The sequence below is a fragment of the Brevibacillus sp. BD137 genome (assembly GCF_041644655.1).
Taxonomy (GTDB): domain Bacteria; phylum Bacillota; class Bacilli; order Brevibacillales; family Brevibacillaceae; genus Brevibacillus; species Brevibacillus brevis_D.
In genome coordinates this window covers 36,124-59,193 of sequence record NZ_JAOTNO010000009.1, presented here as the reverse complement: position 1 = coordinate 59,193, position 23,070 = coordinate 36,124, and the positions used below count along the sequence as shown (strand labels likewise).

Genomic DNA, 23,070 nt, shown 5'->3' with positions numbered 1-23,070 from the left:
ATGAAAGTCATCTAACCATTCTGTTGATTCGTCTGGCTTCTATCGCAACCTTTTTACTGTACAGCCTTTTATCCTGTTTGAGTTGGAGCACCTTGGCACACTGGTGCGCCTTTCTCAAAACGTTCTTGCTGTAGTTGTTTGTCGCTTTCAACATCTGATTAGCCCAGTGGTACGCTTCTCTAGCCAAAACCTCGTTGCTATCCTTTGCCTTCAAGCTGATATCCAACAAGGTCTCGCTCAAGCTTCTGCCCAAACCTGCACTCCTCCAGGAAGAAAAGAGTTTGAGCTCTGGTTCGCACTGCTTGACGCTCGCAAAAGCCTGGACCCAATCCTGTTTGAACAAATGGATTTCGGCGATTTTTAACCAAAGGAATACTTTGTCAAACGAATCTTCCTGTTCCGGGAGATCTAGTGTGAGGTAGTGAAGTGCCTTGTCGTACTCTTCCAATTGTTTTGCCTGATGATACAGCAGAGAATAATTCTTTTTGTCAGAGCCGAGCTGCTCCTCTAGCCTCTCCAGTAATTTTTTGGCTTCTGCCATGTTACCGAAATCACATGCTCTGTCCATTAACGTAATCAAGGACTCATCCTCGGGATTGGCGGGGTAATTCCTCGCCTTGGATTGAAACCATCGCTCCATATGTTCAGCCGAATACATCGTTGCCAGCTCCTCTTTCTTATTCTGAAAGAAAGAGCTGATTCGGTACAGATCGTTCTCTTCGATATACGTGATCGCCTCTTCAATCCCAGCCGAAAGAATATACTCGGTATCAAAACCGTAATAAGTATCAAAATTGCTTAATTTTGCCTGCTCAAACAGAGGGATATGGGTAACATCCTTATACTTCGCCAACAGGTAAGCTACGATGTCCATCGATTCATGTAATCCCTGATACGGATGGAACTTATGCATCTCAATCTCTTGGCTCATCAAATAGTACAGGAGCTCCTCGTCTGCTTCTGTCACAGTCTGATCGTATTGAAGCTGAACGATCAGCGCGTATCTTTTCAGCCCGTTTTTGTCATAACCGTATGCATCCTTACATTTGCTGTATGCAAAAGAGCCCCAGAGGTCTTTGGAATGTTTGATCAATGGCAATTGCTCGGGTATTTGGTGGATTTCCATATGCTATTCTCCTCTCCCTGCATGGGATAGCTGCGTGCCTTGCTTATCTTTTCCCATTCTAATCGTCTACAATTGACAATACAATTTTCAAAATGGTTAAATGTAATATGTTTACATTTCTTCAGGAGGTGCACAAAATTGGAGCAACAACCACCATCATCGGTACCGACAGAGTTTTCTCCGCTTGCCCAGCAGGAGCCACCCAAAAACATGGGAGATTTATCGAAATCGTACGATAGGGCGACGATTTTTTTTATGAGATGGGGAGCCCATGTTCTTGATTATATTCTTCTCGCTTGTTTTCTAACCGGCTTTCTCTCGTTTGGGGTTTCCATCACCAAAGACGTCTACAGTCTCTATTTCTTCATCTTAGCCGCAATTATCCTATGTTCCTATTATGTACTGTTAGAAGGACTTACCGGATATACGATCGGAAAATTTACTTTCCGCATCATTGCTGTTAATGCAGAAGGACGACCACCGGGGTTATGGAAATCATTTATCCGTTCCCTTATTCGTCTATTCGAAACAAACGTATTTCTTCTAGGCGGATTGCCAGCCGGTATCAGTGTGTTGGCTTCCGACAAAAAGCAACGGTTAGGCGACCTGGCAGCGAATACATACGTCGTGAAAGTGAAGGATCTGAACAACGTCAGCAAAAAGCAAACAACCGTACTCGCTATTGTCTTTTCCATCGTAGCCGTTTTATCCATCATTGGTATGATTTTTGGAATGATCGATATCGCATCAAGAACGCCTACCGAAGAAATTTTCTATAGCAAGGATAAACAGTTTCAAATATCGGCCCCTTCGGATTGGAGCAAGGATTCAACCCTTCACGATGAAGGGGATATACAAATCTCCAATCGTTTTAGCGAAAAGTATGTGTTGGTACTGTCAGAATCGAAACAGGATCTTGATAATTCACTCACGCTACAAGATTATGCCCAAGTCTTTGAAGCAAGCCTTCAAGATGCAGTAGAAAATGTATCCATTGATAAACAGATTCGTACTGTAGTCGACAACCAGGTGGCCATCCAACTCAATGCCAAAGGCGAAGTAGACGGCATTAAGGTCGCTTATATTGTGACATTAGTCGAAACGCCTACACATTTTCATCAAATCATGGCTTGGACAGAAGAAAAAAGATTTGCATCCCTCAAGCAAGAACTGCAAAAGGTCAGTGCAAGTTTTCGCGAGGTAAAATAGTGACAGAACACAGAAGCCACCTTTATCAGGTGGCTTCTTCCTCTTGAACTACTTCTCTATCGGCTCTCTATCACTGGCCTTTTTGTTGGCTATTTGATTTCCCCATGGAGGTTCGGCTCTCATCAAGTGCCGTATAAAATAATCCCATTTTCTGCGGATAAAGTACGGCTCCATAGAAAATCCGTGATGTCGGTTGGGCAATATCAGCATGTCAAAGTCTTTATCCGCTTTAACCAATGCATCCGCCATCCGAATCGTTTGGGAAGGATGCACATTATCATCCATATCGCCACTCACCAGCAAGAGCTTTCCTTCCAGATTCGCTGCCAGACGAGCATTGTCTTGATCTCTGTACAAGACAGGATCATACAATCCTTGATAGCGTTCTGCCCATGCTGCGATATACAGCCGTTGATCATGATTCCCACACGCGGAAACAGCAACCTTGTAACAGTCAGGAAATGAGAGCATGGCCCTTGTCGAAGCGTAGCCTCCCCCTGACGAGCCCCAGATGCCTACCCGGTCAATATCCACATACGGGTAGCGCTCAGCCAATTGCCTTACCGCTGTCACATGGTCAAGCAAGCCTCCTGCTTCCTCCAACTTTCTGTCTGAGACGTCATGGAACGCTTTCGAACGATAAGGTGTTCCCATTCCATCCAGGATCACTACGATAAAGCCCAACTGCGCTAATGACTGTCCACCACCCAGCGGGTCATGGTTTCGGCCTGGATCGAGTGCGAAAGCTTTCGGTGTGTTGATGATCTGTGGTCCCCCGTAAATGTAATCGACAACCGGATACTTGCGGGAAGGATCAAACGGGAATGGACGCAGCATCACCCCATAAAGATCAGTCACGCCGTCTCGTGCTTTGACGGTAATCCTTTCTGGAAATTGGTACCCCATCTCGAGCAGCATTTCCACATCTGCGTACTCCAATTCTCGAATGAGACTGCCATCTACCGAGCGGAGAACAGTTACTGGCGGTAAATCAACTCGCGAAAACGTATCGACGAAATACTTCATAGTGGGAGAAAACACAATATCATGCTCTGCATCTTCAGGTGTTAGCAACGACAAACCGGTTCCATCCAGACGAACGCGGTACAGGTGTTGATAATAAGGATCGCGTCCTTCCTCAAGCCCTCCTCCAGTGATGTACACCCATCCCTGCTGCTCGTCCACTGCCATCAGCCTACGTACCGTCCAGGGGCCCGATGTGATCGGATTGCGAATCGCTCCCGTTTTGCCATCGCAATGGTAGAGGTGGCTCCATCCATCACGCTCTGAATGCCAGATGAACGAGCCATCGGCCAATAATCGAATATTCGGATTAGACGCTCCGAGATTATGCAGGTCTTGGTTCAAAAACGTATCGCTTTGTTCCCGCAGTAGCGTGCAAACCTCACCAGTGCAAGCATCCGCTACGGAAAAATCGACCGTACGGGCATCACGGGACATCCGGGTAATATAGATCTGTTTACTGTCTGATGACCATCCGGCCATTTGCATCCCCGGAGTGAGGGGTGAGACTGGGCATGCCTGTAATGGCTCGCTTTCAATCCGGACTACGGTTCGACTTTCCAGATTACAGATGACTAGCTCTGCCAATGGTACGTGTTCATCGCCAACTATTGGATAACGGTACGAGTGCAGTACCGGTCTGACCCCTTCCCCTTTTGGAACAGATTGGATCAGATGCATCTCGCGCACCTTTCTTTGGTCAAGCCTATGGGTCAGCAGCATCTTGGAATCGGGTGACCAAATCACCACTGGAGGAAGCTTACTGCCACTCAATCGCTCCGCCACGGTCGAGAGCCTACATTCAGGTTGGGTTCCGTAATCATAGTAAGCATGGCCGTCATAGGTAAGCCTGATACGCCTTCCGGTTTCGAGTGATCGAACATACAAGTTGTGATCATATACGAACGCCACCCATTTTCCATCTGGAGACGGCAGTTCATCCATCGTCGGCTTTTTAAAATGATCGATGGGCTTGCAGCTGTATTCCTGTAAATCACACTTCCAAACGGTACCGTCCATCTCAAACTGGAATGCCGATCCACTCTCAGTAAACATAAGTTCCCCAAGTGGCAACGTTTCTGCGCTATACGTTTTGCCTGCATTACCTGACAAACAGACAGCTAAGCGTTCGTGATCGAATGCTGGCTGACTCGTATTCTGTTCAGCATCCACGATCACATATTGCCTGCCAGTCCCCTTTTCCAGACGTAGTTCACGGATGTACCAGAACTGATTCCCACTGATCCAATTTGGCCTGACAAAAGCATTGAATATTGCATCGTAATAATTGGCGGGATGCAAGCGTTGTGCCCTCTCATACTGTTCCCATGTGATAACATTCTCCATGCCAATCCCCCTCTTCCAAAGTGAGATACAAGAATCATGTGCTTCACATTTTCGAACGACAAATTTCCTTAATTATCCATTTGTTACATACATACGTAAAGAGCACGATAATATATCTCCAAATTTACTATTTTAGCACCTGACACGTAAATTTTTTCCAAGAAGAAAGAGGCGATCTCTCGCCTCTTCGCTCCTAACATAGATTTTATTCCTCTTCCGCAATCATGGTTTGGTTCCTACCCGCTCTCTTCGCCTTGTACATGGCCTCGTCAGCTACATGCAGCAGACCTTCAGGAGAAACAGCATGAGAAGGATAGTGCGCAATGCCTTGTGATACGGTTAGTCGCTGCCCGATTGGGTTTGTCCGTGTTTCCAAGGCACGACGTATTCGTTCGGCTACCTGATAGGCCTCCTCCAAACCAGTATGAGAAACGAGGACAACAAATTCCTCACCGCCAAAGCGACAGCTGACATCCTCAGGCCGAAGGGAGGAAGAAATGATTTTCGCAAAATGCCTCAACACTTCATCTCCAGCCTGATGACCATATGTGTCATTAATGGCTTTAAATCGATCAAGGTCCATCATCATAATAGAAAAGGGGATTTGCTCCGCCATCCATTTTTGCATGGTTTCCTCGAGTGTTCTTCGGTTCGTTAGCCCTGTCAAAGGATCTGTTCGAGCATCGTGGGTCAATTGCTCCGTCTTCTTTTTGATATTGGTTAAGGCAAAGCGAATAGCACGAGATAACAGCTCAGCCTCTCGATTCCAATGCTGGCTACCCTCAGAGAGTTCCACCTCTTGTCTCCCGGCCTTACTCACAAGATTGGCCAAAGATACGAAGGGTTTGGCTATTCTGCGCGCAAGCACGATCACAACCAGCATTAATAATAAAAAGGAAGGCAACATATACAACAAAACGGATTGAATATCACGATTTACTTGTTCCTGAACAACACTGATAGGTGACACGACAACGACACCCCAGTCATTCTCTGGAACCTTTACGTACGCAGCTAATACTGTCTGTCCCCTCAAGTTGACCATCTGTTCATAGCCATTTTTCCCTTGGATCAGCTTGCGTACGGCTGGATTGGCACTGATATCCTCTCCGATCCGGTTTGAATCACGGTGGAACAACAAATGACCATCAGAACCTACGATGTAAAAAGAGGAACCTAGTTCATCTGTTGGATTACTTCCAAAGATCGTATTCAAAATGTTATCTTCATGAAGATAAATCGTTCCCCCGATAACCCCCCGGTAAATCCCGTCTTTATCAAATATGGGTTCGCTCATCAATACAATGAGTCGCTTCGTACTTGATGTTACGTAAGGTTTGGAAATGTATGGCTTTTTTAAAGCTAATGCCATTTTCGCCGTTTCCGTTTTAACATAGCTTCCTACTGTACCAATAGATCCAGGAGACACACTTTGAACACGTCCCGTTTCATCTACCACGGTAACCGAATTAAAATAGTTGTTTGTACGACGGATCAACTCAAGCTTGGAATATACCTCATCCGCAGTCATATCGTTCCGATTGGAAAAGATGCTCGCCGAATACTGTAAGCTACTGCGCATGGATTTAATCAAGGCGTCTAGGGTATGACTCATTTTGATTGCACTCGTGTGATTTAAGGTCAGCGTCGTGTTAATTAGTGCCTGTTTTTTGGATTGATAGAATGAGAGAAGTAGGATGGTGACAGTCAGGATAACGGATAAAGAGACTAGTCCTGTTAAAAGTGTCACCAGGCTAATCCTTTTCGGGCGGCTTGCTCTTTTTTGTAAGACAGGCATTGGATGCCCCCTTGTATTTGGCATATAGCTATTATGCCATAAATAAAAAATAGTCTAACACTCGATAATATTCATTTCAAGTATACAAGAAAGTTCAAGTAGCCGACCTTGGCTTGGGGACATAAAAAGGCCACCTTTGTCAGGTGGTAGTTTCCGCATCTAGGAGACCCGAAAGCTTTGTCTTCTCATCCACATCGTTGCAACCCACTTTTCTCCATGGATCACTTGTGCACCTGCATGCAAAGTGAACTCGTTTACTTCTTGATTTCTATAAAAATATTCAAAGTAGACAGCCATGCCTTTCGTGGGAAAAACAGATAAATGAAGCAAAGGGAACACCGTTTCTCCGCCTTGTTCCACATCATTCAAATACATCACGAGCGTACTAATGCGATTGTTCGTACTTGCGGGACTCGTTTCTGCAAAGAAGTCATAATGAGGTTTATATTCTTGGCCAGGCGTATATCGTAGAACTTGCAAGCCATCACCATGCTCAATCGGAATGTTCATGATTTGAGAGATTCGCTTCTCGATCCTTGTAATTGTCTCCGTCTGCTCGCAGAACACCCCGCTGCTCGTTCGAATAGAATTGACTGAACGATCTTCGCCTATTTTTGAGCGTTGCAATCGTTCTCTGGAATGTTCGATTAGCTCATCGCATTCGCTATCGCTAAGCACATTTCCTAACACGACAACCAGCGGTTCCTCATACTTGGCAAGAATTCGAATCTCTCGATCTTCTGTCTTGATCCTATTTCCAGTCTGATCAAATATCGTCCGTTCTTTCCCAGTCGTGTGCCCTATCATCGCTATGCACCCCACATATATGACATCCGTCGCAAAAAACAGAATACCATAAAATGGGTAAATACCAATCAGTAAACTTTAGAAAAATCAATTTTTTTTAATACCCTCATCATAAACAAAACCCGTCTCCTATATGTAAAGAGACGGGTTTGCCCTATTGAAAGCATCTTCTAAGTGACATGTGTCTATATGAAAGGTTATTTTCATGCTTCCTTTTGTTTTTGAACGTGGTACATATTCTTCCGGAATACACTGATCATGTATCCGCATACCCCACCTATAATAGAAGGCAACAGCCAGCCCAATCCAACGTCATACAGTGGAAGGTACTGAGAAAAATAATGAGAGACAAAACTATTTTCGACTCCAGCAGCCTTTAAGCCATCAAACAGACTAATCAGAAAAGTGAAAAACAAACTTCCTTGATACACTTCTGGTCTGCCATTGAATGCTTTGTGCAGAAACGTCAAGAAGAGTAACGAGATCGCAATCGGGTACATCGTCATTAAGATCGGAACGGAGACCTTAATGAGTTGCGTTAATCCAATATTTGCAACGAGTGTACTGAAAACAGACAAAATAACCGCAAATTTTTTGTAAGAGATCTTTGGAAACAACGAATGAAAAAAAGTAGAGCAAGCTGTAATAAGCCCTACACTTGTCGTCAAACATGCCACTGTAATCATTAATCCCAATAAAATGGCACCATAAGAACCAAAGTAGTAATTGGAGACTTTCGCCAAAACCTGAGCGCCATTTTCTAAGTAGCCCAGCTTTTCTACACTAGAGGCACCCATAAAGGAAAGTGCGGTATAAAAAAGGGCGAGGAGTAAACCGGCTATCATTGTTGCTTTTGCGCACGTAGCCAAAACTCGTTTTTTGGCAGTAATACCTTTTTCTTTAATCGCATTCACAATGATCATTCCAAAAACAAAAGCTACAAGCGCATCCAAGGTCAAATACCCTTCTTGAAAACCCTTGAAAAATACATGGGACGTGTAATCCGCTTGCGGGGCTTGAAGGGCTCCAATTGGATAGATAATAGCCGTTATCGCAATAATTCCGATAAATGTTAATTTAATCGGAGTTAAGATTTTTCCGACTACATGGATAATTTTCATAGGATTGAGCGATAAGAAGCAGGCAATGGTAAAAAACAGGATGGTAAACAGAATCAGGGGTGCCGGACCTGCCTGTTCTGATAGAAAAGGCTTTACCCCAATATCAAACGATACATTGCCGGATCTAGGTATCGCAAAAAACGGACCGATTGCTAGATATAGAACAATCGTGAATACCATTCCGAATACGGGATGCACGCGACTGGCCAAGGAGCGCAAGTCGTCTGCTCCCGAAAAAACAAAGGCTGTGATCGCTAGTAAAGGCAACCCAACCCCTGTAACCAAAAAACCTGCATTGGCTATCCATACATTTGTTCCTGCTAATTGGCCAAGCATTGGCGGAAAAATTAAATTACCCGCTCCAAAAAACAAAGCAAATAACATGAATCCGATCGTAACGACAAAAGAAACTGGCGCTTTCTGTGACACAATAATCCTCCTAATTCTTCTCTATCTATCAATCATAAATGTTCGTTCAGATGACTGCTTACCCAACCCTCATTTATTCATTCTGATACTATACTCCAAATAAACATTCTTTTCAAACACATCATACTTCAAAGTACCGCTCTCAAACTTACATCCCTGTTACAGTTTACTATAAGTACCCCCATATCGCATCTGGAAGTACCTTCCCTAGAAATCAAAGCATCAAGGACTTTAAAAATATTTCAGAAAATATTTATTTTTCTTAACTTGAAATCAATTAGCAATCTTCCTTATAATTACATTCAAACCTATTAGTTCCATTCTTCCGGAAAGGAGGTGTACACTCATGAAAAAGGTCGTAAAAGTAGCAGTAAACAAGAACAAACAAGTGCAAGAAATGAAAGCATTGAAATGGCGCGTAGTTGTTGATGTTTGCTTGTAAGAGAGTCAAAAAGCATACACGATTTCCATAAATGATAAAAATCAGGAAGGACGGGATTGCCCATGAAAAAGGTAGTGAAAGCACAACTTTCTCACATTCAAAACGTTCAAGAAATGAAAACGCTTCTCCACCCAATTATGACACTTGTGTGTAAAAAGTAACCGATCGTTCAAGAGCACCTCGTGTGCTCTTGAATTTTTTACATAAGGTTCTCACTTTCCAGGCAGTAAGCAAACATGACGGGACGGTGCAGTTTATGAATCAAGCGGTTTTGTTGGAAAGATACCATCAGTTGAGAGAACTTGCCGAGGATCCAGACACATGGCTAGAGTCAGAGATCGGTTCCGATCTTTGGGTGGATGGAATTAATGTATTTTTAACGGTATCACCAGAGGATTTCATTGAGGGACTTGAGCGATTCGAAAGTAACTATGGTTTTAAGAGCCATGAAATTGTTAACACGATTCTTCAATTTCAACGTTATTGTAGAGAAGCATCTGCGGATGGTGAATTTCCTTTATACCAGGCTCTAGCAGTTGGGATGACCTGGTTGAGCTTACAGCCTCAAGTAAACGGCAGCTATTTCAACTTGCCTGTTCAAATTACCAATCACTCCATCGCTTTGTTGTTAAGCCCAACCTACTTAGCTGTTTGGGCACATAGTTACAATGAAGGGATTGGATTATACTTAGATTTACATTCGACGCTACCCACGTTATTCCGACCCGAGCATGGACGAATCTATCAAAATGCAGGATCGTATTTGGAGGGAACTCACATCAAGTTTCCTTTTCAAAATTACTTCCACGAAATTGCTCATATCCTCTTCTTCCATGACGTCTATCAACGTGTACTAGGGAGCGAAGACGAATCTAGAAGCTACTGGACACATATCGAGGCTTGCATTTACGGACTTGAGGAGCAGGTGCTCGCTGAAATGATGGAAGTCCAACCAGATTTGCATGCCATCGATGATGGATTCGGAAGCAGTAAAGGTTTCGAGGATTTTATCTCTTATCGCTTTGGAATTCTTGGTGCGCAAGAGGACCATTCGATACCCAAAGACACGGTTCGCACTTACATCAAAAGAAGCATGCAATTAGGCGAAGCGAATGAAAACATCCCAGATAATGAGGTAAAAGCAAAGATTCTTGCTAGTCATAAGCTCGATGAGGAACGATTAGAAGAGCTCGATACTCACTGCAAGGCATTTGCTACAGCATTGCAGGTACATAGCTTGTGGGGAATCAAAAGCTATCGCCGAAACTCGATCCCAGCGTTTCGTGAAGTGGTAGAGTTAGTCTCTCCTGATGCGTACTGTCTGCAAAAACTCGAAGAATCTATGCAACCAGATTCATGGGGGACATTAGAGGATTTGTTATCAAAAAATCCGTTCGATGAGATATGCTCGCAAACAAGGGAAAAGAATATTCAAGTATGGAACTGGCGTGATACCCTGTCTCGCTTGGCAGAAATGCGCGGTTATTTGGCAAACGCGAATGAACCTGGTTACGGTGAGACCAATCTAGAGCTATTTCAGATAGCAAATCGTTTAGCTAGAGTCATTCACGAGGAGAAACAAAAAGAGGGCCCGGAAGAGCAGCATGAGAGCCAATACGCGGACATGAAACGAGAAATTAGCGAAGCATTAAACCGATTGCCTAACGTGGAAGTACGCGACCACTTGCACAATCTTCTCTCCAAACCCTATTATTTTGTGTTAGAGCCCAATTAATAGCTGACTATGAGTCAAAGACCGGCGATATTTCCTATGTTGGTCTTTGTTTTTTTATGTATACATATCCCACGATGACATTCAGATTTTATCCTTTTTTTAGAAATCGTTTAGGGTTTGTTTTGAACTTGCGTTTAGGATGGGGGTAAGACAAATTATTCAGATGGGAGCGGTTTTTACATGCTTGAGATGAATGAGAAGATTCCCCATCCCCCTCCTCGTGTGAAAATATGGAGGTACATGTTTCTTGTCCTCGCATGGGTGTTTTTTGCTTTCATTATTATTCAGGTATCACTGGCAGGTCTTGGGCTATTCTTCAACGGAGAACATTGGGGAATGCATAGAAACTTGGCTCAATATTTTGCACTGCTTCCTGTCGGCATGTTGGTTCTCTCTTTCCTTGGAAAGCTGCCCGTAAATCTTCGGTGGATTTGTCTCGGATTGTACCTCATGATCGTTGCACAGTTTCTTACCGTTATTTACTCCTCTCCCTTAGGAATCCTCTCTGCGCTTCACCCGGTCATTGCCTTGTTTCTCTTCTGGGGGTCTCTTTCCACCGTAAAACATGCTCATCATTTAGGGGGGAAGAAGGCATGAAACTCCCCAAAACCTGGTGGTGGTTGTTTCTTGTATCGCTAGTGGTTATCGTTCCATTTATGGCTCCCTATTTAACATTCGATCCTGCAAACAGTCGCATCACGATTATTTCCGGTTCTTTTCAATATCCTTTATTAGTTGCTCATATCGTGTCTGCTTTCATTGCTCTTCTCACTGGTTTTTTCCAATTTGTCGACCGAATTCGCCTGAAGAACCCAAGAATGCATCGTTTTCTTGGGAGGGTTTATGTGTACAGTGTGTTTATCAGTGGACTCCTCTCTTTAGCGAGTATCTTTTATGCAGAAAATTTCATGAAGGCAACAAGCTTCCTGATCTTATCCTTTGCTTGGCTATTCACTTGCTGGAAAGGGTACCGTACCGCCATCAACAGGCAATATGAGGAACACCGAAAATGGATGATTCGCAGTTTTGGAATGACATTAGTTGCCGTAAGTGCGCGTCTGTTGGTGCCAGTATTACTACTTCTGTACTTTATTTTACACGGTTTTTCTCTTCCGAATGGTATGGAAACTGTCATTGGAGAGGTATTGAATGTAAACATTTGGGCTGGGCTTATTCTTAATTTTGTTATTGTGGAGTGGGTTATCTTGAAGAAATAAGTTGGCTTCGTCACGCCACATCAGCTGTGGAGTGGTAGCGCAAAGAAGGACTATCTCGATCGTTGAATCGGGATAGTCCTTCTTGTAGATCGGTATTCGTCAGACACGGCTTTCCCTCCAGGAGTCAGAAATCGAATTAGGAAAATCACCTAAAAATACGAGTTTCGATACTGACTACGTTTGCTTTTTTCAAGTGTCTTGATCAGCAAATACTTTTGTACGCCCTTAGATTCGGCAATGGCTAGTTGACCGTATTGTTCTGCTTCTGCCATGTTTCCTTGGTGATAGGCCACTTCAGCATCGAGTAACAACTGGTAGATACGGCTTTTGATCGCGGATCGGTGTTGGTTGTAGGTATCTTGGTTGTTTTTTAGTAGCGATAAATGTGCGAAGTAATAATGTCGATGCTCGATTGAATCAATCTTTCCGAGTGCTTTTTCTACTAAATCGTAGTTGCCGCGATGGAGTTCTACCACTATGGTGATGTAGGCGCGAAGCTTATCGGATGTGATTTTTGCTAGTTCCTTCTCGGCTTCCGCTTCGTTGTCGTGTAGATAGGCGTACAAAAAACGATAGTAAGGTTGTTTTGAATGTTTGACGTAGCGTTCAACTGTATTCATGTTGGTGCTGAATTTAAAAATGTACAGGTCTTTGCCAATGAGAAGGACGAAAGCGATTATGAAAAAGGTGATCCATACGATTGGGGTAGGTTCTATGTCTAGGAAGAAGATCGTTAAGCCACCTGCGGCTCCGAGGAGGAGCATGGTTAGCAGGTTACGTAGAGTGGAGGACATGAGGGTGCTCCTTTTCTTTTTGGAAGTATTCTTTTAGTCTAGCATAAGAGAAAGAACATGCATCCAAAAATTAGGGCAAGTTTCGCTTCCACAGTGTCTGACGTTTGTTAGATCAATCTTTTCCATCGCCATGTCTAATCACTCTTTACAACCTATAGGAGAAAAATATGAAAAGAATATTTGGTTTCAATTTTGCTGTATCCATGACTGTGCTTACAGTCGGTTATGGCGATTCTTCACTCAATATTTCTTCTAACTCCAATGGTACCCAGGTTCAAAAAGTGCAGAAAGAAGCAGAACGATTAACTTTTTCATTAGATTCAAAAGAATACTCAATCCCTATTCAAAAGGTTGACTCCATTAATAGATACCTTGAACAATTCGATCAAAGTGATCGGGAAACAGAGATAAAACGAATTTCTCTGATCATGCATTTTCTCCAAATGAAAAGAATCTCGCTATCTTACTTGGAAAAAATGAAGGTACAGAAGTTGTCCGAAATAGTGTAATATCATAAACACAGAATCCCTAACGCTAGCTGAGCTTAATGACGTTAGCGATATTGTCAATAAGTTAACATCTACAGATTTTAGTATCCCAATACTTTCGTTAAATTGGGAGAATGACACAAAATTAAAGATAAGCATACCTGATCTGACTGACTATTCGTTTGAAACACTTAAGCAATGGCAGCAAAAAGAGAATAAAACATAAAGAAGTTACATTAAGTATTAAGTGACTTTAAAAAAGGCTTCCTAAGTTAGGAAGCTTTTTTCCCCATCCCCCTTCCAATTAAATCCACGATCTTTTGTAGTGCCCTACCTTTTCTCTTTTACACTGTTTTTTTTCTTTCTCAGTAAGCGATGAGTCACCTTTTTTCATAAATAAAATAAAACCATTCTGGAATTCTAACACACAAGGAGGTGAAGCATAAGAAGGTCACATGAGGGTATCTGAAATAGCAAGGTAGGGAAGGAAATTTGATTAGAAGCGCAGCAATTGAAAAAATGTTGTGGAGTATTGCCTTACCAGGGTTTGGTCAATTATTGAACGGAAAGTACGTAAAGGGATTAACCATGCTGGCACTAGAATTCATCATCAATCAGAAATCCCACTTAAACCAGATCATCGTCGCAAGTTTTCAAGGTGACATCCCGACTGCCATTCGATTGACAGATTATCAATGGCTGATGTTTTATCCGTGTGTATACATGTTTGCTATCTATGATGCATACCGGGATACCTTTTCAGCAGATATTCCCCCTTACTCCGTTTTTCCGTTTGCCTTCGCTGCCTTTTTCGCAACAATAGGCGTTATTTATTCCCCGATTTTCTGGATCTTTGGAGTACTATTGGGTCCTGTATGGTTACCCATGTTATGTTGCTTTTTGGGTATTCTTGTAGGAAGTATTTTGCAGTTTATTTTCAGAAAACTAACTCTGGGCATCCATAAACAGGAAACATAGTTTGGTTCATTATTGGCGAAAATTTAAAGGAAACATTCATTGGACGGAGGGGTTCTTTATGGAAACCATAGTGGAGGAGCAAACGACTCCATTTCAACAATTAAACAATGAACATGATAAATTAACGTCCGCCGAGCAAGGAAAGCTTTGGGCTACATATGTTGGAAATACCATGTCGGTTTGCGTGTTGAGTTATATGCTAAATCATGTTGAGGATCAAGAGGTCAAGAAAATACTCGAACACTCTTTACAATTGTCTAACCAATTTTTACAATCGCTAAAAGGAATATTTGCAAAAGAAAACTACCCGCTTCCCGTAGGATTCACAAATGAAGATGTCAATATAACAGCACCAAGATTATTTGAAGATGAATTTTACCTTCATTACCTGAAATATGTTGCTAAGGCAGGAATAAGCCTATATGGGATCGCAATCCCTTTAGTTACAAGAGATGATACTCGAGAGTTTTTTACTTCATGTATCAATCAAACAGTCAACCTCATTAATGTCGTAAATACTACATTGCTTAAAAAAGGACTGTTAATCAAACCACCCTATATTCCGTATCCGGAAGCAGTGGATTTTGTAGAGAAACACAGCTATCATAATGGTTTCTTTGGTCGTGTTCGCCCCCTGCAGGCTCTTGAGATCACGCATCTTTACGATAACGTTGAAAATAATGCGACAAGCAAAGCGGTATTGGTTGGCTTTAGTCAGGCTGCGAAATCTAATCAGTCAAAGGCGTATTTTCGGCGAGGGGAAGAAATAGCTTCCAAGCATTACGATACTTTTAGCGGGATTCTGCAGGAGGAAGGTTTAACAGCCCCTCCCATCCTTGATCAGTTGGTGACCACCTCCACCTCTGCACCTTTCTCAGATCGATTAATGCTGTTTCATAAGTTAGATATGTATGCAGTTAGAATAAGGGCTTATGGTAATGCAATATCTATGTGCGCAAGGCATGATGTGGCAACGAAATACGCTCGTTTTCTTGTCGAAGTTGGAAATTATGTCGAGGATGGATCAAATCTCTTGATTGAAAATGGTTGGCTGGAGCAGCCGCCTCAAGCTGTCGATCGAAATGCCCTTGCATCTAATAGGCATTAATTTTTCCGCCGAGTGGTTGAAATTTGAGCAAGAAGTGCCCATGTTGATAGCTCTTTCACCACTTGCTGCCTAACTCAATAACGCCTAATAAAGCTATGGCTCCTACCCGGTTTGGGAAGGAGCCATAGTTTTATATTAACCGTTTGAAGTTCTTCAGGATTGAAAAAAAGCACCTCTCCAACACTAGCAAACTGTAATATATAAAAAAAACACCCACAAGGGGTGCATAATTGATATGTAAGGTGGAGGCGGGGGGATTCGAGCCCCCGTCCGAAAACAGCGATACACGAGCATCTCCGAGTAGATTTCAGTACCGGATTCGCGGAGTGACGCGCTGACCCGTTACCTAGCCTGATTGATCTACTTCCTTCGGCTCCAGGGGAAGCCTCCGGCGTATCCCACTAAAGTTGAGCGCTAGTCATGCCACATGGGCGATGGAATGGCAGCGCCTCACTGGTTATTAAGCGACTATAGTTTCGGTTTTTTCTCATCAGTACTTAGTTCATTCCAGTTCATGAACAATTATCATTTTCTCTCTGTATGCAAGATTCTATTCCAAAAAACTAATCACTGTATCCGTGATCCCCTTGCTTGTATCCAATATGTCCTTACCGGTTTGAGTAGTAGTTCGAAATACACCCATAAAGGAGTTTAGTTTTTCTAAGAAACTCTTGTTTTCCTCTGCATTTATATCCTGTCTGTGTTTATAAAGTCCACCTAAAAATGAATCGTATACTTGTTCAAACTCATTTATCCCCCAACGCCTGTATTGTTTTATAGCATGCTCTACCTCATCTAACTTATGTAGTAAAACTTTGCTCACTTTCTGAGGAATCTGAGAATCCTCCAACAATTTAATTAACTCGCTGATTTGATTTTCGATTTTGTCTAAAACGTCCTCTGGAACAATAATTAAGTCATCTATACCATCAAGGTTATCAGCACAAATATCAAGAGTAGTTATTAATTTTTCAGTTAAATAGGATTGAAAGACGGAAACATCTCTATCTAATCCAACACTAACAAAGGCTCTCTCAAGAACATCTAACTGAGATACATATTTGTCATGATTTTTTATATTGACCTTAATCTGGTTTTTTATCACAGTTATTAACTGTAAGTACCCACTTAAGACACTATAAAGTTCTTTTTTATCTATTTTAAGTATATCGCAAAACGCTTTTTCAATACTAATTCCCACCTCACTCGATATTACAGATACGCTTCCTGTTTTTTTTATTCCCCTTACTGAATCTAAGAATTCATTTAGGTTATCGATAGGGGTATTTCTTTTTGTTGCCTCCATAATATCCTCTCCTTTTATGCTTCAAAATGAGGTCCTCTATGGCTTTCTACGCAATCAATATATTGCTAAAATATCAAAATAATATCACCACAAGGACGAATATACAATATATACCTTATTTTTTTATTTAATGATGGCTTCTGTAATTTCAAGAAAGTAAGAAGCATTGGTAAACAAACTCTTTGCTGTTAAATAGGTCATATGGACCTTTTGAAAGTCCGCTCCAATGTTTCTATAATAATATTTATAACTCCATCATCTGTTAGTTTTGTTCTGGTTCTAAGTTCTTTCTTTGATGTAACTGTATCCGATGAACTCATTATCTTCTTAATCACAGCAGACTTGTTTGTGCGATTTACTTGCCTTTTGTAACGCGTCTATATGGTTCCTATTTTCTATGCTAGAAGCATGATGCACCGATAAACAGGAAGAAGAAACCCCAATGTAATCCGATTGCAATATAAAAAATAATAGTACAACCAGCATAACAAATAACTCTCGGAACAGAAATGCAATTCGCCCCCCATCCGCATAGTAGGTTCTAACCATGAAAATTCTCCTGATTGTGAAACTGCTTATCATCCACTCATAGGAATGATCCATAAGTAGCAAGCCCATTGGTACTATCTTACCGGAAATCTGACAAATATGTAATCAATTCGGGAAATTTTATCTCTATTGCTACCTATCGTGTAACAATTGAGAGACGATCAAATCTTTTCTATAGCAATTTCGAGCGCAAAAAAGGCACGGATCATAAGGAACCATGCCTTTCAAATCGACATTATTATTCTGAACTCGCGGTAGCTTCAATTCACAGCTACCAATTCTCCTTAACTCATCTGATCGATTGCAGAACCGACTCAGGTGCCTGATTTGCTTGCACCAGCATCGCCTGAATCAGCATATTATTCTTGGTCATCTCCATCATATCTTTTGCCATATCCGCATCCCTGATTTTCGCTACTGTAGAAGAGAGATTTACAGAATAGTTAGCTTAATGTGTTCCAATGAATTATGATAGGCACCATACTTCGACCGCTCGGAAGACATCTTGCTGATAGCCTTGTCTATCTTATCAATCGCCTGAACTGCCTTATCACAAAGAGGCGACCAGTATTTCATTAATTCCCAGTACAGACGTTCTGGCATCCGACAGATCAACCCCAATGTGTCTCCGGTGTTTCCCCCCAAAAAGAGGCGATATACTGAATACATACCGTAACCGTTGCGTTAACCGACTCGAATAGAACACGAGGTTCCTCGCTATACCTTAGGCAGTTCATCGAGAAGCACAAAAATATCAAGCTCTAAAAGCCGTCCTGTATAGCCAGGACTCTAAAAACACAAAAAAGCCACCCTCATCAGGTGGCTTCACTTTATGTATTTGGTGGAGGCGGGGGGATTCGAACCCCCGTCCGAAAACAGCGATACATGAGCATCTCCGAGCGCAGTCACTCATTTAAATTTCGGTACCGGATTCGCGGAGTGACGCGCTGACCCATTACCTAGCCTGATTGATCTTCTTCCTTTGGCTCCAGGCGGAAGCCTCCGGCGTATCCCACTAAAGTTGAGCGCTAGTCATGCCACATGGGCGATGGAATGGTAGCGCCTCACTGGTTATTAAGCAGCGAGAGAAAGTTGTTTGTTGCCAGTTAATGGCGTTCCGCGTTGTTGACGAGGTCCGCAGCCCCCCGGCTCGCTTCTCATGCTCTACCATCCCCGTCGAATCCAGAACGCCCCCAGGTAGGTAAGAAAAAGTCTAAGTGAAGAGCCATTAAATCCGCACCTAGACTGTATTGTACTAATAGTGTATTGGCTTTTTGTTGCTTATTAAATATAGCACAGGCGACAACCAAAACTCAACGTTGATTGCTGCCAAGCCTGCCAGTGCAATCCAATCAGCCTTTTTGGCGTTCGCGCAGAGCACGCTCGATATCACGCGTAGACTCTTTTTTCTTGAGGTCTTCACGCTTGTCGTAGTTCTTTTTCCCTTTGACAAGTGCGAGCTCGACCTTGGCCCAGCCGCCCTTCAAATAAATGCTAAGCGGGACCAGCGAGTACCCTCTTTCGCGAATCAGACCATTGACCTTGAGGATTTCCAAGCGACGCATCAGCAGCTTGCGAGTCCGCTCTGGCTCATGGTTAAAACGATTTCCCTGCTCGTAAGGACTGATGTGCACATTGTACAGTAGCAATTCGCCATTCTGCACACGGGCGAAGCTGTCCTTGAGCTGGACACGTGCCGCACGCACGGACTTGATCTCCGTACCGGTCAGCTCAATGCCTGCCTCGTATACTTGCTCGATGTGGTAATCGTGGCGCGCTTTTCGGTTTTGGGCGATTGTCTTGGTTCCGGCCTTATCTTTTGACATGGAGATCACCTCACTTGTACGTACTGCGTTTCGTATCAGTTAGTCTAGCAAATTTTGCCCTTTGTGGCAAGTCATTTACCCGGTAAATAGGCAACCCCGAAAAGGGAAACAGATCGCTCCGCGTGCTTTTCGGGGTTTAAACAACTGTTTAACGGCGTTTCCGTTTCACCTGACTGGCTACATTTTTGCGGGTCTTTTTCTTGGACTTGACGAGATCCTCCCAGAATCCCTTCTGGCGTTTCGCTGGGGTATCTCCTTCTCCCGCACCAATTGGCAGCACTTCTTCACCGCTCGATGCTTTGCCCGATCCAGAACGACTAGGTGGTTTGTTCCCTTCCGCTTTGCGGCGATCCTTGTATTTCTGACGGATTTCCGCTGGATGCTTTTTGTCCTTTTGTCGATCAGGTCTGCCTGGGCGATCTGGACGGCCTGTACGTGAACGATCTTGTTGCTTGCCACGTGTCGGCTTACGATCCCCGCCGCGACCATCTATTACGCGAGGCGTACGCTCACGGCTGCCTCGGAAGCCAGCCTTCGGCATCCCGACGATTTCGAAGTCGATGGTGCGTTCATCCACGTTGACATTGGCTACACGTACCTCAACGACATCTCCGATCCGATACTGCTTGCCTGTACGCTCACCAACCAGTGCAAATATTTTCTCATGGTAATGATAGTAGTCGTCGGTCAAAAAGCTGACGTGCACCAAGCCTTCAATGGTGTTAGGAAGCTCGACGAAAATCCCAAACGAAGTGACGCTGGAGATGACGCCTTCGAATTCTTCTCCCACTCGCTCCAGCATGAACTCCGCTTTTTTCAGATCGTCCGTTTCACGCTCGGCATCGACAGCCAACCGTTCACGCTGTGACGTATGCTCCGCGATTACTGGCATTTGCTCTGCCCAGTACCCCAGACGTTTTTCTGAGATTTGGTTCCCCAGCTCGATCCATTCGCGAATGCGTCGGTGGACGATTAGGTCGGGATAACGGCGAATCGGTGAAGTAAAATGGGTATAAAACTCCGTAGACAAACCGTAATGCCCCAGGCTTTCCGCGTCGTAGCGCGCTTGTTTCATCGAACGCAGCATAACGGTGCTGATAATAATTTCTTCCGGCGTTCCTTTTACCTCTTCCAGCAACTGCTGCAACGCACGTGGATGAACAGAATTGCCCTTCCCGCGGATCGAGTAGCCAAAATTCGTGATGAACTCCATGAAGGCCATGAGCTTTTCAGCGTTCGGGTCTTCGTGAATCCGGTACATGAACGGCTGCTTCATCCAGTGGAAATGCTCCGCCACTGTTTCGTTGGCAGCGAGCATGAACTCCTCGATGATCTGCTCCGCAATCGATCTCGTACGGAAGCCGATTTCTGTAGGGGTTCCCTCTTCATCGACGTAAATTTTCGCTTCGCGGAAGTCGAAGTCAATAGCGCCGCGCTGCATCCGTTTTTTACGCAGCTTCAAGGCCAGCTCTTTCATATCCTCAAACATCGGGACGAGTCTGCTGTACTTCTCGGTCAAGGCTTCGTCCTTGTCTTCCAAAATACTACGTACATCTGCATACGTCATGCGCTCATCTGTACGAATCACGCTCAAAAAGATGTCGTACTTGACGGTGTTTCCGCCCGCATCCATCTCCATATCGCAGGAAATTGTCAATCGATCTACCTGCGGATTGAGACTGCATATGCCGTTGGACAAGCGATGTGGCAACATCGGGATCACGCGGTCAACTAAGTAGACACTGGTACCGCGACGATACGCCTCATTGTCCAGCTGAGACTTTTCACGAACATAGTAGCTGACGTCAGCGATATGCACGCCGAGTCTTAGGTTTCCGTTTGGCAGCCTCTCCAGGGAAACGGCATCGTCCAAGTCTTTGGCATCCGCACCGTCGATCGTAACCATCATTCGCTCACGCAAGTCACGACGACCGCTGATTTCCTCCTCGGAAATCTCATCTGGTGCTGCCTCAGCCTCTGCTAACACGTCCTCTGGAAATGCTTCTGGCAGGTTGAACTTGCGGATGATCGACAGGATATCGACGCCCGGATCGTTCTTATGGCCAAGAATCTCGACGACCTCACCCTCAGGATTCACTCTTCCCTCTGGGTAACGAACGATGTTCACGACTACCTTGTGACCATCTACTGCTCCGTTGAAGGAGTCTTTCGGGATGAAAATATCTTTGCCGATTCGCTTTTCGTCAGGGATCACAAAGGCGTAATGCCTCTCGTCCTTAAATGTCCCTACGACCTGCTTGATTCCGCGCTCGACAATGCGGATGATCTGCCCTTCCAGACGATTGCCGCCCGCTTCTTTTTCCACGCGGACAAAAACCGTATCGCCATGGAGCGCCCCATTCATATCATTCGCATGTACATATACGTCATCCGAGTCAGGTGTCTCCGGGATCACAAATCCGAAGCCCTTCGGATGACTTTGCAGACGTCCACGTACCAGATTCATTTTTTCAGGCACACCATACCGATTCGCCCTGGTGCGGATCACCTCTCCGCTCGCTTCCAGTGCATTCAGTGTTTTCACAAGCTCCTTGAACTTAGCAGAATCCTTGATTCCAAATGCTTCTTCCAGTTCCCTCACCGTCATCGGGTGGTATGCTTGCTCTCGCATAAACGCGAGTATTTTTTCTTGATCTTCCATTCACAAACCTCCTTTTTCGCGTGGCATTCCCGCGTTTCTCTATGACCATCCTATTATGTAGTATTCACCGTTCCCGCATATCGCAATCGGAATAGAGAAAAAGACAGCAAGTTGCACTCGCTGTCTTCCGGCCATTCGTCTATTACGCTCCTGTTTTCAAGAAATACCCGAGCAAAATCGCAAAAATCATGAAGCCAACCGCAAATACAACGGTCAGTTTCCCTAAAAGTGCGTCAATCCCGCGGGCTTTTTGTTTGCCCATCAGTTGCTCTGCGCCGCCACCAATCGCTCCGGAAAGGCCGGCACTTTTTCCCGATTGCAGCAACACGACGATAATTAAGCCAATACTTGCGATCACAAGTAAAATTTTCGCAGCCAATGCCATTTTCATTCACCTCAAAACGTATTTCCAAGGCGGAAAAAACCAATACAACAACTTTAACACACTTGTCTGGTAACAGCAACCCGCTAACCCTTCCATTATAAGAGAAATTCTCTCAAATAATATTGACCGTTATAAGGTAGACTAAGAGCAATGTGTTTTTACGAAAAAATGGCAAATTGTGTACTTTCTTTGTCTTGTTGGGTAGTCGCCTTGATATTGTCAAACTTTTGCCGTAAAATTACAATGAAACTTTATAATTCGCTTTGGGAGGTCTTTGTCAGATGGCTGGGTCCAACAAAAAAGACATGAATCAAAACGATGTAATTGATTCCGCGAAGGCCTTTTTTACTTCGTTTGGTATCTTGTTTCTTGTTTTTCTCATTGCACTCGTAGGATCAATCATTTTCCCACCAAAACATGGCGAAGAAGCAAATGGTGGCGGCGCACCAACTGCACAAATTGACGCTGCTGCTGTATTTAAACAAAATTGCTCTTCCTGTCATGGTCAAAATCTCGAAGGCATTGCAGGTCCAAACCTGACAAAAATTGGGGCAACGCTCAGCGCTGACGACATTGCTAAAATCATCAAAGAAGGTAAAGGCGGCATGCCCCCTGGAATGCTAAAGAAACAACCAGAAATTCAAGCGGTTTCACAGTGGCTGTCGGAGAAAAAATAAGTACATAGATAGCCTGTAAGAAAGAAACACCGAAGACTTGTCC

General features: G+C 43.8%; 19 protein-coding genes and 2 other RNA genes. 8 read left to right on the top strand and 13 right to left on the bottom strand.

Going from position 1 to position 23,070, the window contains the following annotated elements:
• Nucleotides 1–7: 7 nt before the first annotated feature.
• Nucleotides 8–1,126, bottom strand: a complete 1,119-nt coding sequence (locus ODZ53_RS19285; RefSeq protein WP_372679230.1) for a hypothetical protein — start codon at nt 1,124–1,126, stop codon at nt 8–10.
• 138 nt (nt 1,127–1,264) lie between these two features.
• Between ODZ53_RS19285 and ODZ53_RS19280 the strand changes: the two genes are divergently transcribed.
• Entirely contained in the window at nt 1,265–2,335 is a 1,071-nt protein-coding gene (locus tag ODZ53_RS19280) for an RDD family protein (protein WP_372679228.1), read from the top strand.
• Between the two features lie 48 nt (nt 2,336–2,383).
• Here ODZ53_RS19280 and ODZ53_RS19275 read toward each other — a convergent pair whose 3' ends face one another.
• The 4 genes from ODZ53_RS19275 to brnQ all read right to left on the bottom strand — a co-directional run bounded on the left by ODZ53_RS19275 (nt 2,384) and on the right by brnQ (nt 8,860).
• Nucleotides 2,384–4,705: a S9 family peptidase gene (locus tag ODZ53_RS19275; protein WP_372679226.1), complete on the bottom strand. Its 2,322-nt coding sequence runs from the start codon at nt 4,703–4,705 to the stop codon at nt 2,384–2,386.
• 205 nt (nt 4,706–4,910) lie between these two features.
• Nucleotides 4,911–6,503: a sensor domain-containing diguanylate cyclase gene (locus ODZ53_RS19270; RefSeq protein WP_372679224.1), complete on the bottom strand. Its 1,593-nt coding sequence runs from the start codon at nt 6,501–6,503 to the stop codon at nt 4,911–4,913.
• 159 nt (nt 6,504–6,662) lie between these two features.
• Nucleotides 6,663–7,310 carry a 2OG-Fe(II) oxygenase gene (locus tag ODZ53_RS19265; protein WP_087347782.1) on the bottom strand — a complete coding sequence of 216 codons (648 nt, stop codon included), beginning with the start codon at nt 7,308–7,310 and terminating at the stop codon, nt 6,663–6,665.
• A gap of 203 nt (nt 7,311–7,513) precedes the next feature.
• Complete coding sequence (brnQ, locus tag ODZ53_RS19260) at nt 7,514–8,860, bottom strand: branched-chain amino acid transport system II carrier protein (RefSeq protein WP_372679222.1); 1,347 nt, start codon at nt 8,858–8,860, stop codon at nt 7,514–7,516.
• Between the two features lie 698 nt (nt 8,861–9,558).
• Here brnQ and ODZ53_RS19255 point away from each other — a divergent pair.
• From ODZ53_RS19255 to ODZ53_RS19245, 3 genes are all read left to right on the top strand, one after another.
• Nucleotides 9,559–11,037, top strand: coding sequence for a hypothetical protein (locus ODZ53_RS19255; protein ID WP_372679220.1), 1,479 nt, complete (start codon nt 9,559–9,561; stop codon nt 11,035–11,037).
• 180 nt (nt 11,038–11,217) lie between these two features.
• Complete coding sequence (locus ODZ53_RS19250; RefSeq protein WP_372679218.1) at nt 11,218–11,634, top strand: DUF6220 domain-containing protein; 417 nt, start codon at nt 11,218–11,220, stop codon at nt 11,632–11,634.
• The gene (locus ODZ53_RS19245) at nt 11,631–12,254 is read left to right on the top strand and encodes a DUF2306 domain-containing protein (RefSeq protein WP_372679216.1); all 624 of its coding nucleotides are present in this window, start codon (nt 11,631–11,633) and stop codon (nt 12,252–12,254) included. The genes ODZ53_RS19250 and ODZ53_RS19245 overlap by 4 nt, the downstream gene beginning before the upstream one ends.
• Before the next feature lie 149 nt (nt 12,255–12,403).
• Here the strand turns inward: ODZ53_RS19245 and ODZ53_RS19240 are convergent, their stop codons facing one another.
• Nucleotides 12,404–13,048 carry a hypothetical protein gene (locus ODZ53_RS19240; RefSeq protein ID WP_372679214.1) on the bottom strand — a complete coding sequence of 215 codons (645 nt, stop codon included), beginning with the start codon at nt 13,046–13,048 and terminating at the stop codon, nt 12,404–12,406.
• A 167-nt stretch (nt 13,049–13,215) separates the two neighbouring features.
• Here ODZ53_RS19240 and ODZ53_RS19235 point away from each other — a divergent pair, with 167 nt between their 5' ends.
• From ODZ53_RS19235 to ODZ53_RS19225, 3 genes are all read left to right on the top strand, one after another.
• Nucleotides 13,216–13,557 (top strand): hypothetical protein, encoded by a 342-nt coding sequence (locus tag ODZ53_RS19235; RefSeq protein ID WP_372679212.1) that lies wholly within the window; start codon nt 13,216–13,218, stop codon nt 13,555–13,557.
• A 471-nt stretch (nt 13,558–14,028) separates the two neighbouring features.
• A complete protein-coding gene (locus ODZ53_RS19230) occupies nt 14,029–14,514 on the top strand; it encodes a hypothetical protein (RefSeq protein ID WP_199927385.1) in 486 nt (161 codons plus the stop codon).
• Between the two features lie 58 nt (nt 14,515–14,572).
• Nucleotides 14,573–15,622: a DUF3231 family protein gene (locus ODZ53_RS19225; protein ID WP_372679209.1), complete on the top strand. Its 1,050-nt coding sequence runs from the start codon at nt 14,573–14,575 to the stop codon at nt 15,620–15,622.
• Between the two features lie 240 nt (nt 15,623–15,862).
• On the opposite strand, the gene ssrA (ODZ53_RS19220) is transcribed toward ODZ53_RS19225, so the two are convergent.
• From ssrA (ODZ53_RS19220) to secG, 7 genes are all read right to left on the bottom strand, one after another.
• Nucleotides 15,863–16,209: a transfer-messenger RNA gene (gene ssrA / locus ODZ53_RS19220) on the bottom strand.
• On the bottom strand, nt 16,173–16,928 hold the full coding sequence (locus tag ODZ53_RS29420) for a hypothetical protein (RefSeq protein WP_483862219.1): 756 nt from the start codon (nt 16,926–16,928) through the stop codon (nt 16,173–16,175). Before ODZ53_RS29420 ends, ssrA (ODZ53_RS19220) begins: the two co-directional genes overlap by 37 nt.
• An 838-nt stretch (nt 16,929–17,766) precedes the next feature.
• A complete protein-coding gene (locus ODZ53_RS19215; RefSeq protein WP_372679207.1) occupies nt 17,767–17,871 on the bottom strand; it encodes a hypothetical protein in 105 nt (34 codons plus the stop codon).
• 445 nt (nt 17,872–18,316) lie between these two features.
• Nucleotides 18,317–18,672: a transfer-messenger RNA gene (gene ssrA, locus ODZ53_RS19210) on the bottom strand.
• Nucleotides 18,673–18,829: 157 nt separating this feature from the next.
• Complete coding sequence (smpB, locus tag ODZ53_RS19205; protein ID WP_372679205.1) at nt 18,830–19,303, bottom strand: SsrA-binding protein SmpB; 474 nt, start codon at nt 19,301–19,303, stop codon at nt 18,830–18,832.
• 148 nt (nt 19,304–19,451) lie between these two features.
• A complete protein-coding gene (gene rnr / locus ODZ53_RS19200) occupies nt 19,452–21,965 on the bottom strand; it encodes a ribonuclease R (RefSeq protein WP_372679203.1) in 2,514 nt (837 codons plus the stop codon).
• A 142-nt stretch (nt 21,966–22,107) separates the two neighbouring features.
• Nucleotides 22,108–22,350 (bottom strand): preprotein translocase subunit SecG, encoded by a 243-nt coding sequence (gene secG, locus ODZ53_RS19195; protein ID WP_047069672.1) that lies wholly within the window; start codon nt 22,348–22,350, stop codon nt 22,108–22,110.
• Nucleotides 22,351–22,631: 281 nt separating this feature from the next.
• On the opposite strand from secG, the gene ODZ53_RS19190 reads away from it, so the two are divergent.
• Nucleotides 22,632–23,027 (top strand): YqzM family protein, encoded by a 396-nt coding sequence (locus ODZ53_RS19190; protein WP_026134028.1) that lies wholly within the window; start codon nt 22,632–22,634, stop codon nt 23,025–23,027.
• Nucleotides 23,028–23,070 lie beyond the last annotated feature (43 nt).

Bases quoted from the DNA above. Each gene is read 5' to 3' on its own strand.
- ODZ53_RS19250 (WP_372679218.1), top strand. From the start codon at position 11,218: ATGCTTGAGATGAATGAGAAGATTCCCCATCCCCCTCCTCGTGTGAAA.
- ODZ53_RS19190 (WP_026134028.1), top strand. From the start codon at position 22,632: ATGGCTGGGTCCAACAAAAAAGACATGAATCAAAACGATGTAATTGAT.
- ODZ53_RS29420 (WP_483862219.1), bottom strand. From the start codon at position 16,928: ATGGAGGCAACAAAAAGAAATACCCCTATCGATAACCTAAATGAATTC.
- ODZ53_RS19235 (WP_372679212.1), top strand. From the start codon at position 13,216: ATGAAAAGAATATTTGGTTTCAATTTTGCTGTATCCATGACTGTGCTT.
- ODZ53_RS19215 (WP_372679207.1), bottom strand. From the start codon at position 17,871: ATGGCAAAAGATATGATGGAGATGACCAAGAATAATATGCTGATTCAG.
- secG (WP_047069672.1), bottom strand. From the start codon at position 22,350: ATGGCATTGGCTGCGAAAATTTTACTTGTGATCGCAAGTATTGGCTTA.
- ODZ53_RS19245 (WP_372679216.1), top strand. From the start codon at position 11,631: ATGAAACTCCCCAAAACCTGGTGGTGGTTGTTTCTTGTATCGCTAGTG.
- ODZ53_RS19285 (WP_372679230.1), bottom strand. From the start codon at position 1,126: ATGGAAATCCACCAAATACCCGAGCAATTGCCATTGATCAAACATTCC.
- ODZ53_RS19255 (WP_372679220.1), top strand. From the start codon at position 9,559: ATGAATCAAGCGGTTTTGTTGGAAAGATACCATCAGTTGAGAGAACTT.
- rnr (WP_372679203.1), bottom strand. From the start codon at position 21,965: ATGGAAGATCAAGAAAAAATACTCGCGTTTATGCGAGAGCAAGCATAC.
- ODZ53_RS19265 (WP_087347782.1), bottom strand. From the start codon at position 7,310: ATGATAGGGCACACGACTGGGAAAGAACGGACGATATTTGATCAGACT.
- ODZ53_RS19240 (WP_372679214.1), bottom strand. From the start codon at position 13,048: ATGTCCTCCACTCTACGTAACCTGCTAACCATGCTCCTCCTCGGAGCC.
- ODZ53_RS19225 (WP_372679209.1), top strand. From the start codon at position 14,573: ATGGAAACCATAGTGGAGGAGCAAACGACTCCATTTCAACAATTAAAC.
- smpB (WP_372679205.1), bottom strand. From the start codon at position 19,303: ATGTCAAAAGATAAGGCCGGAACCAAGACAATCGCCCAAAACCGAAAA.
- ODZ53_RS19270 (WP_372679224.1), bottom strand. From the start codon at position 6,503: ATGCCTGTCTTACAAAAAAGAGCAAGCCGCCCGAAAAGGATTAGCCTG.
- ODZ53_RS19275 (WP_372679226.1), bottom strand. From the start codon at position 4,705: ATGGAGAATGTTATCACATGGGAACAGTATGAGAGGGCACAACGCTTG.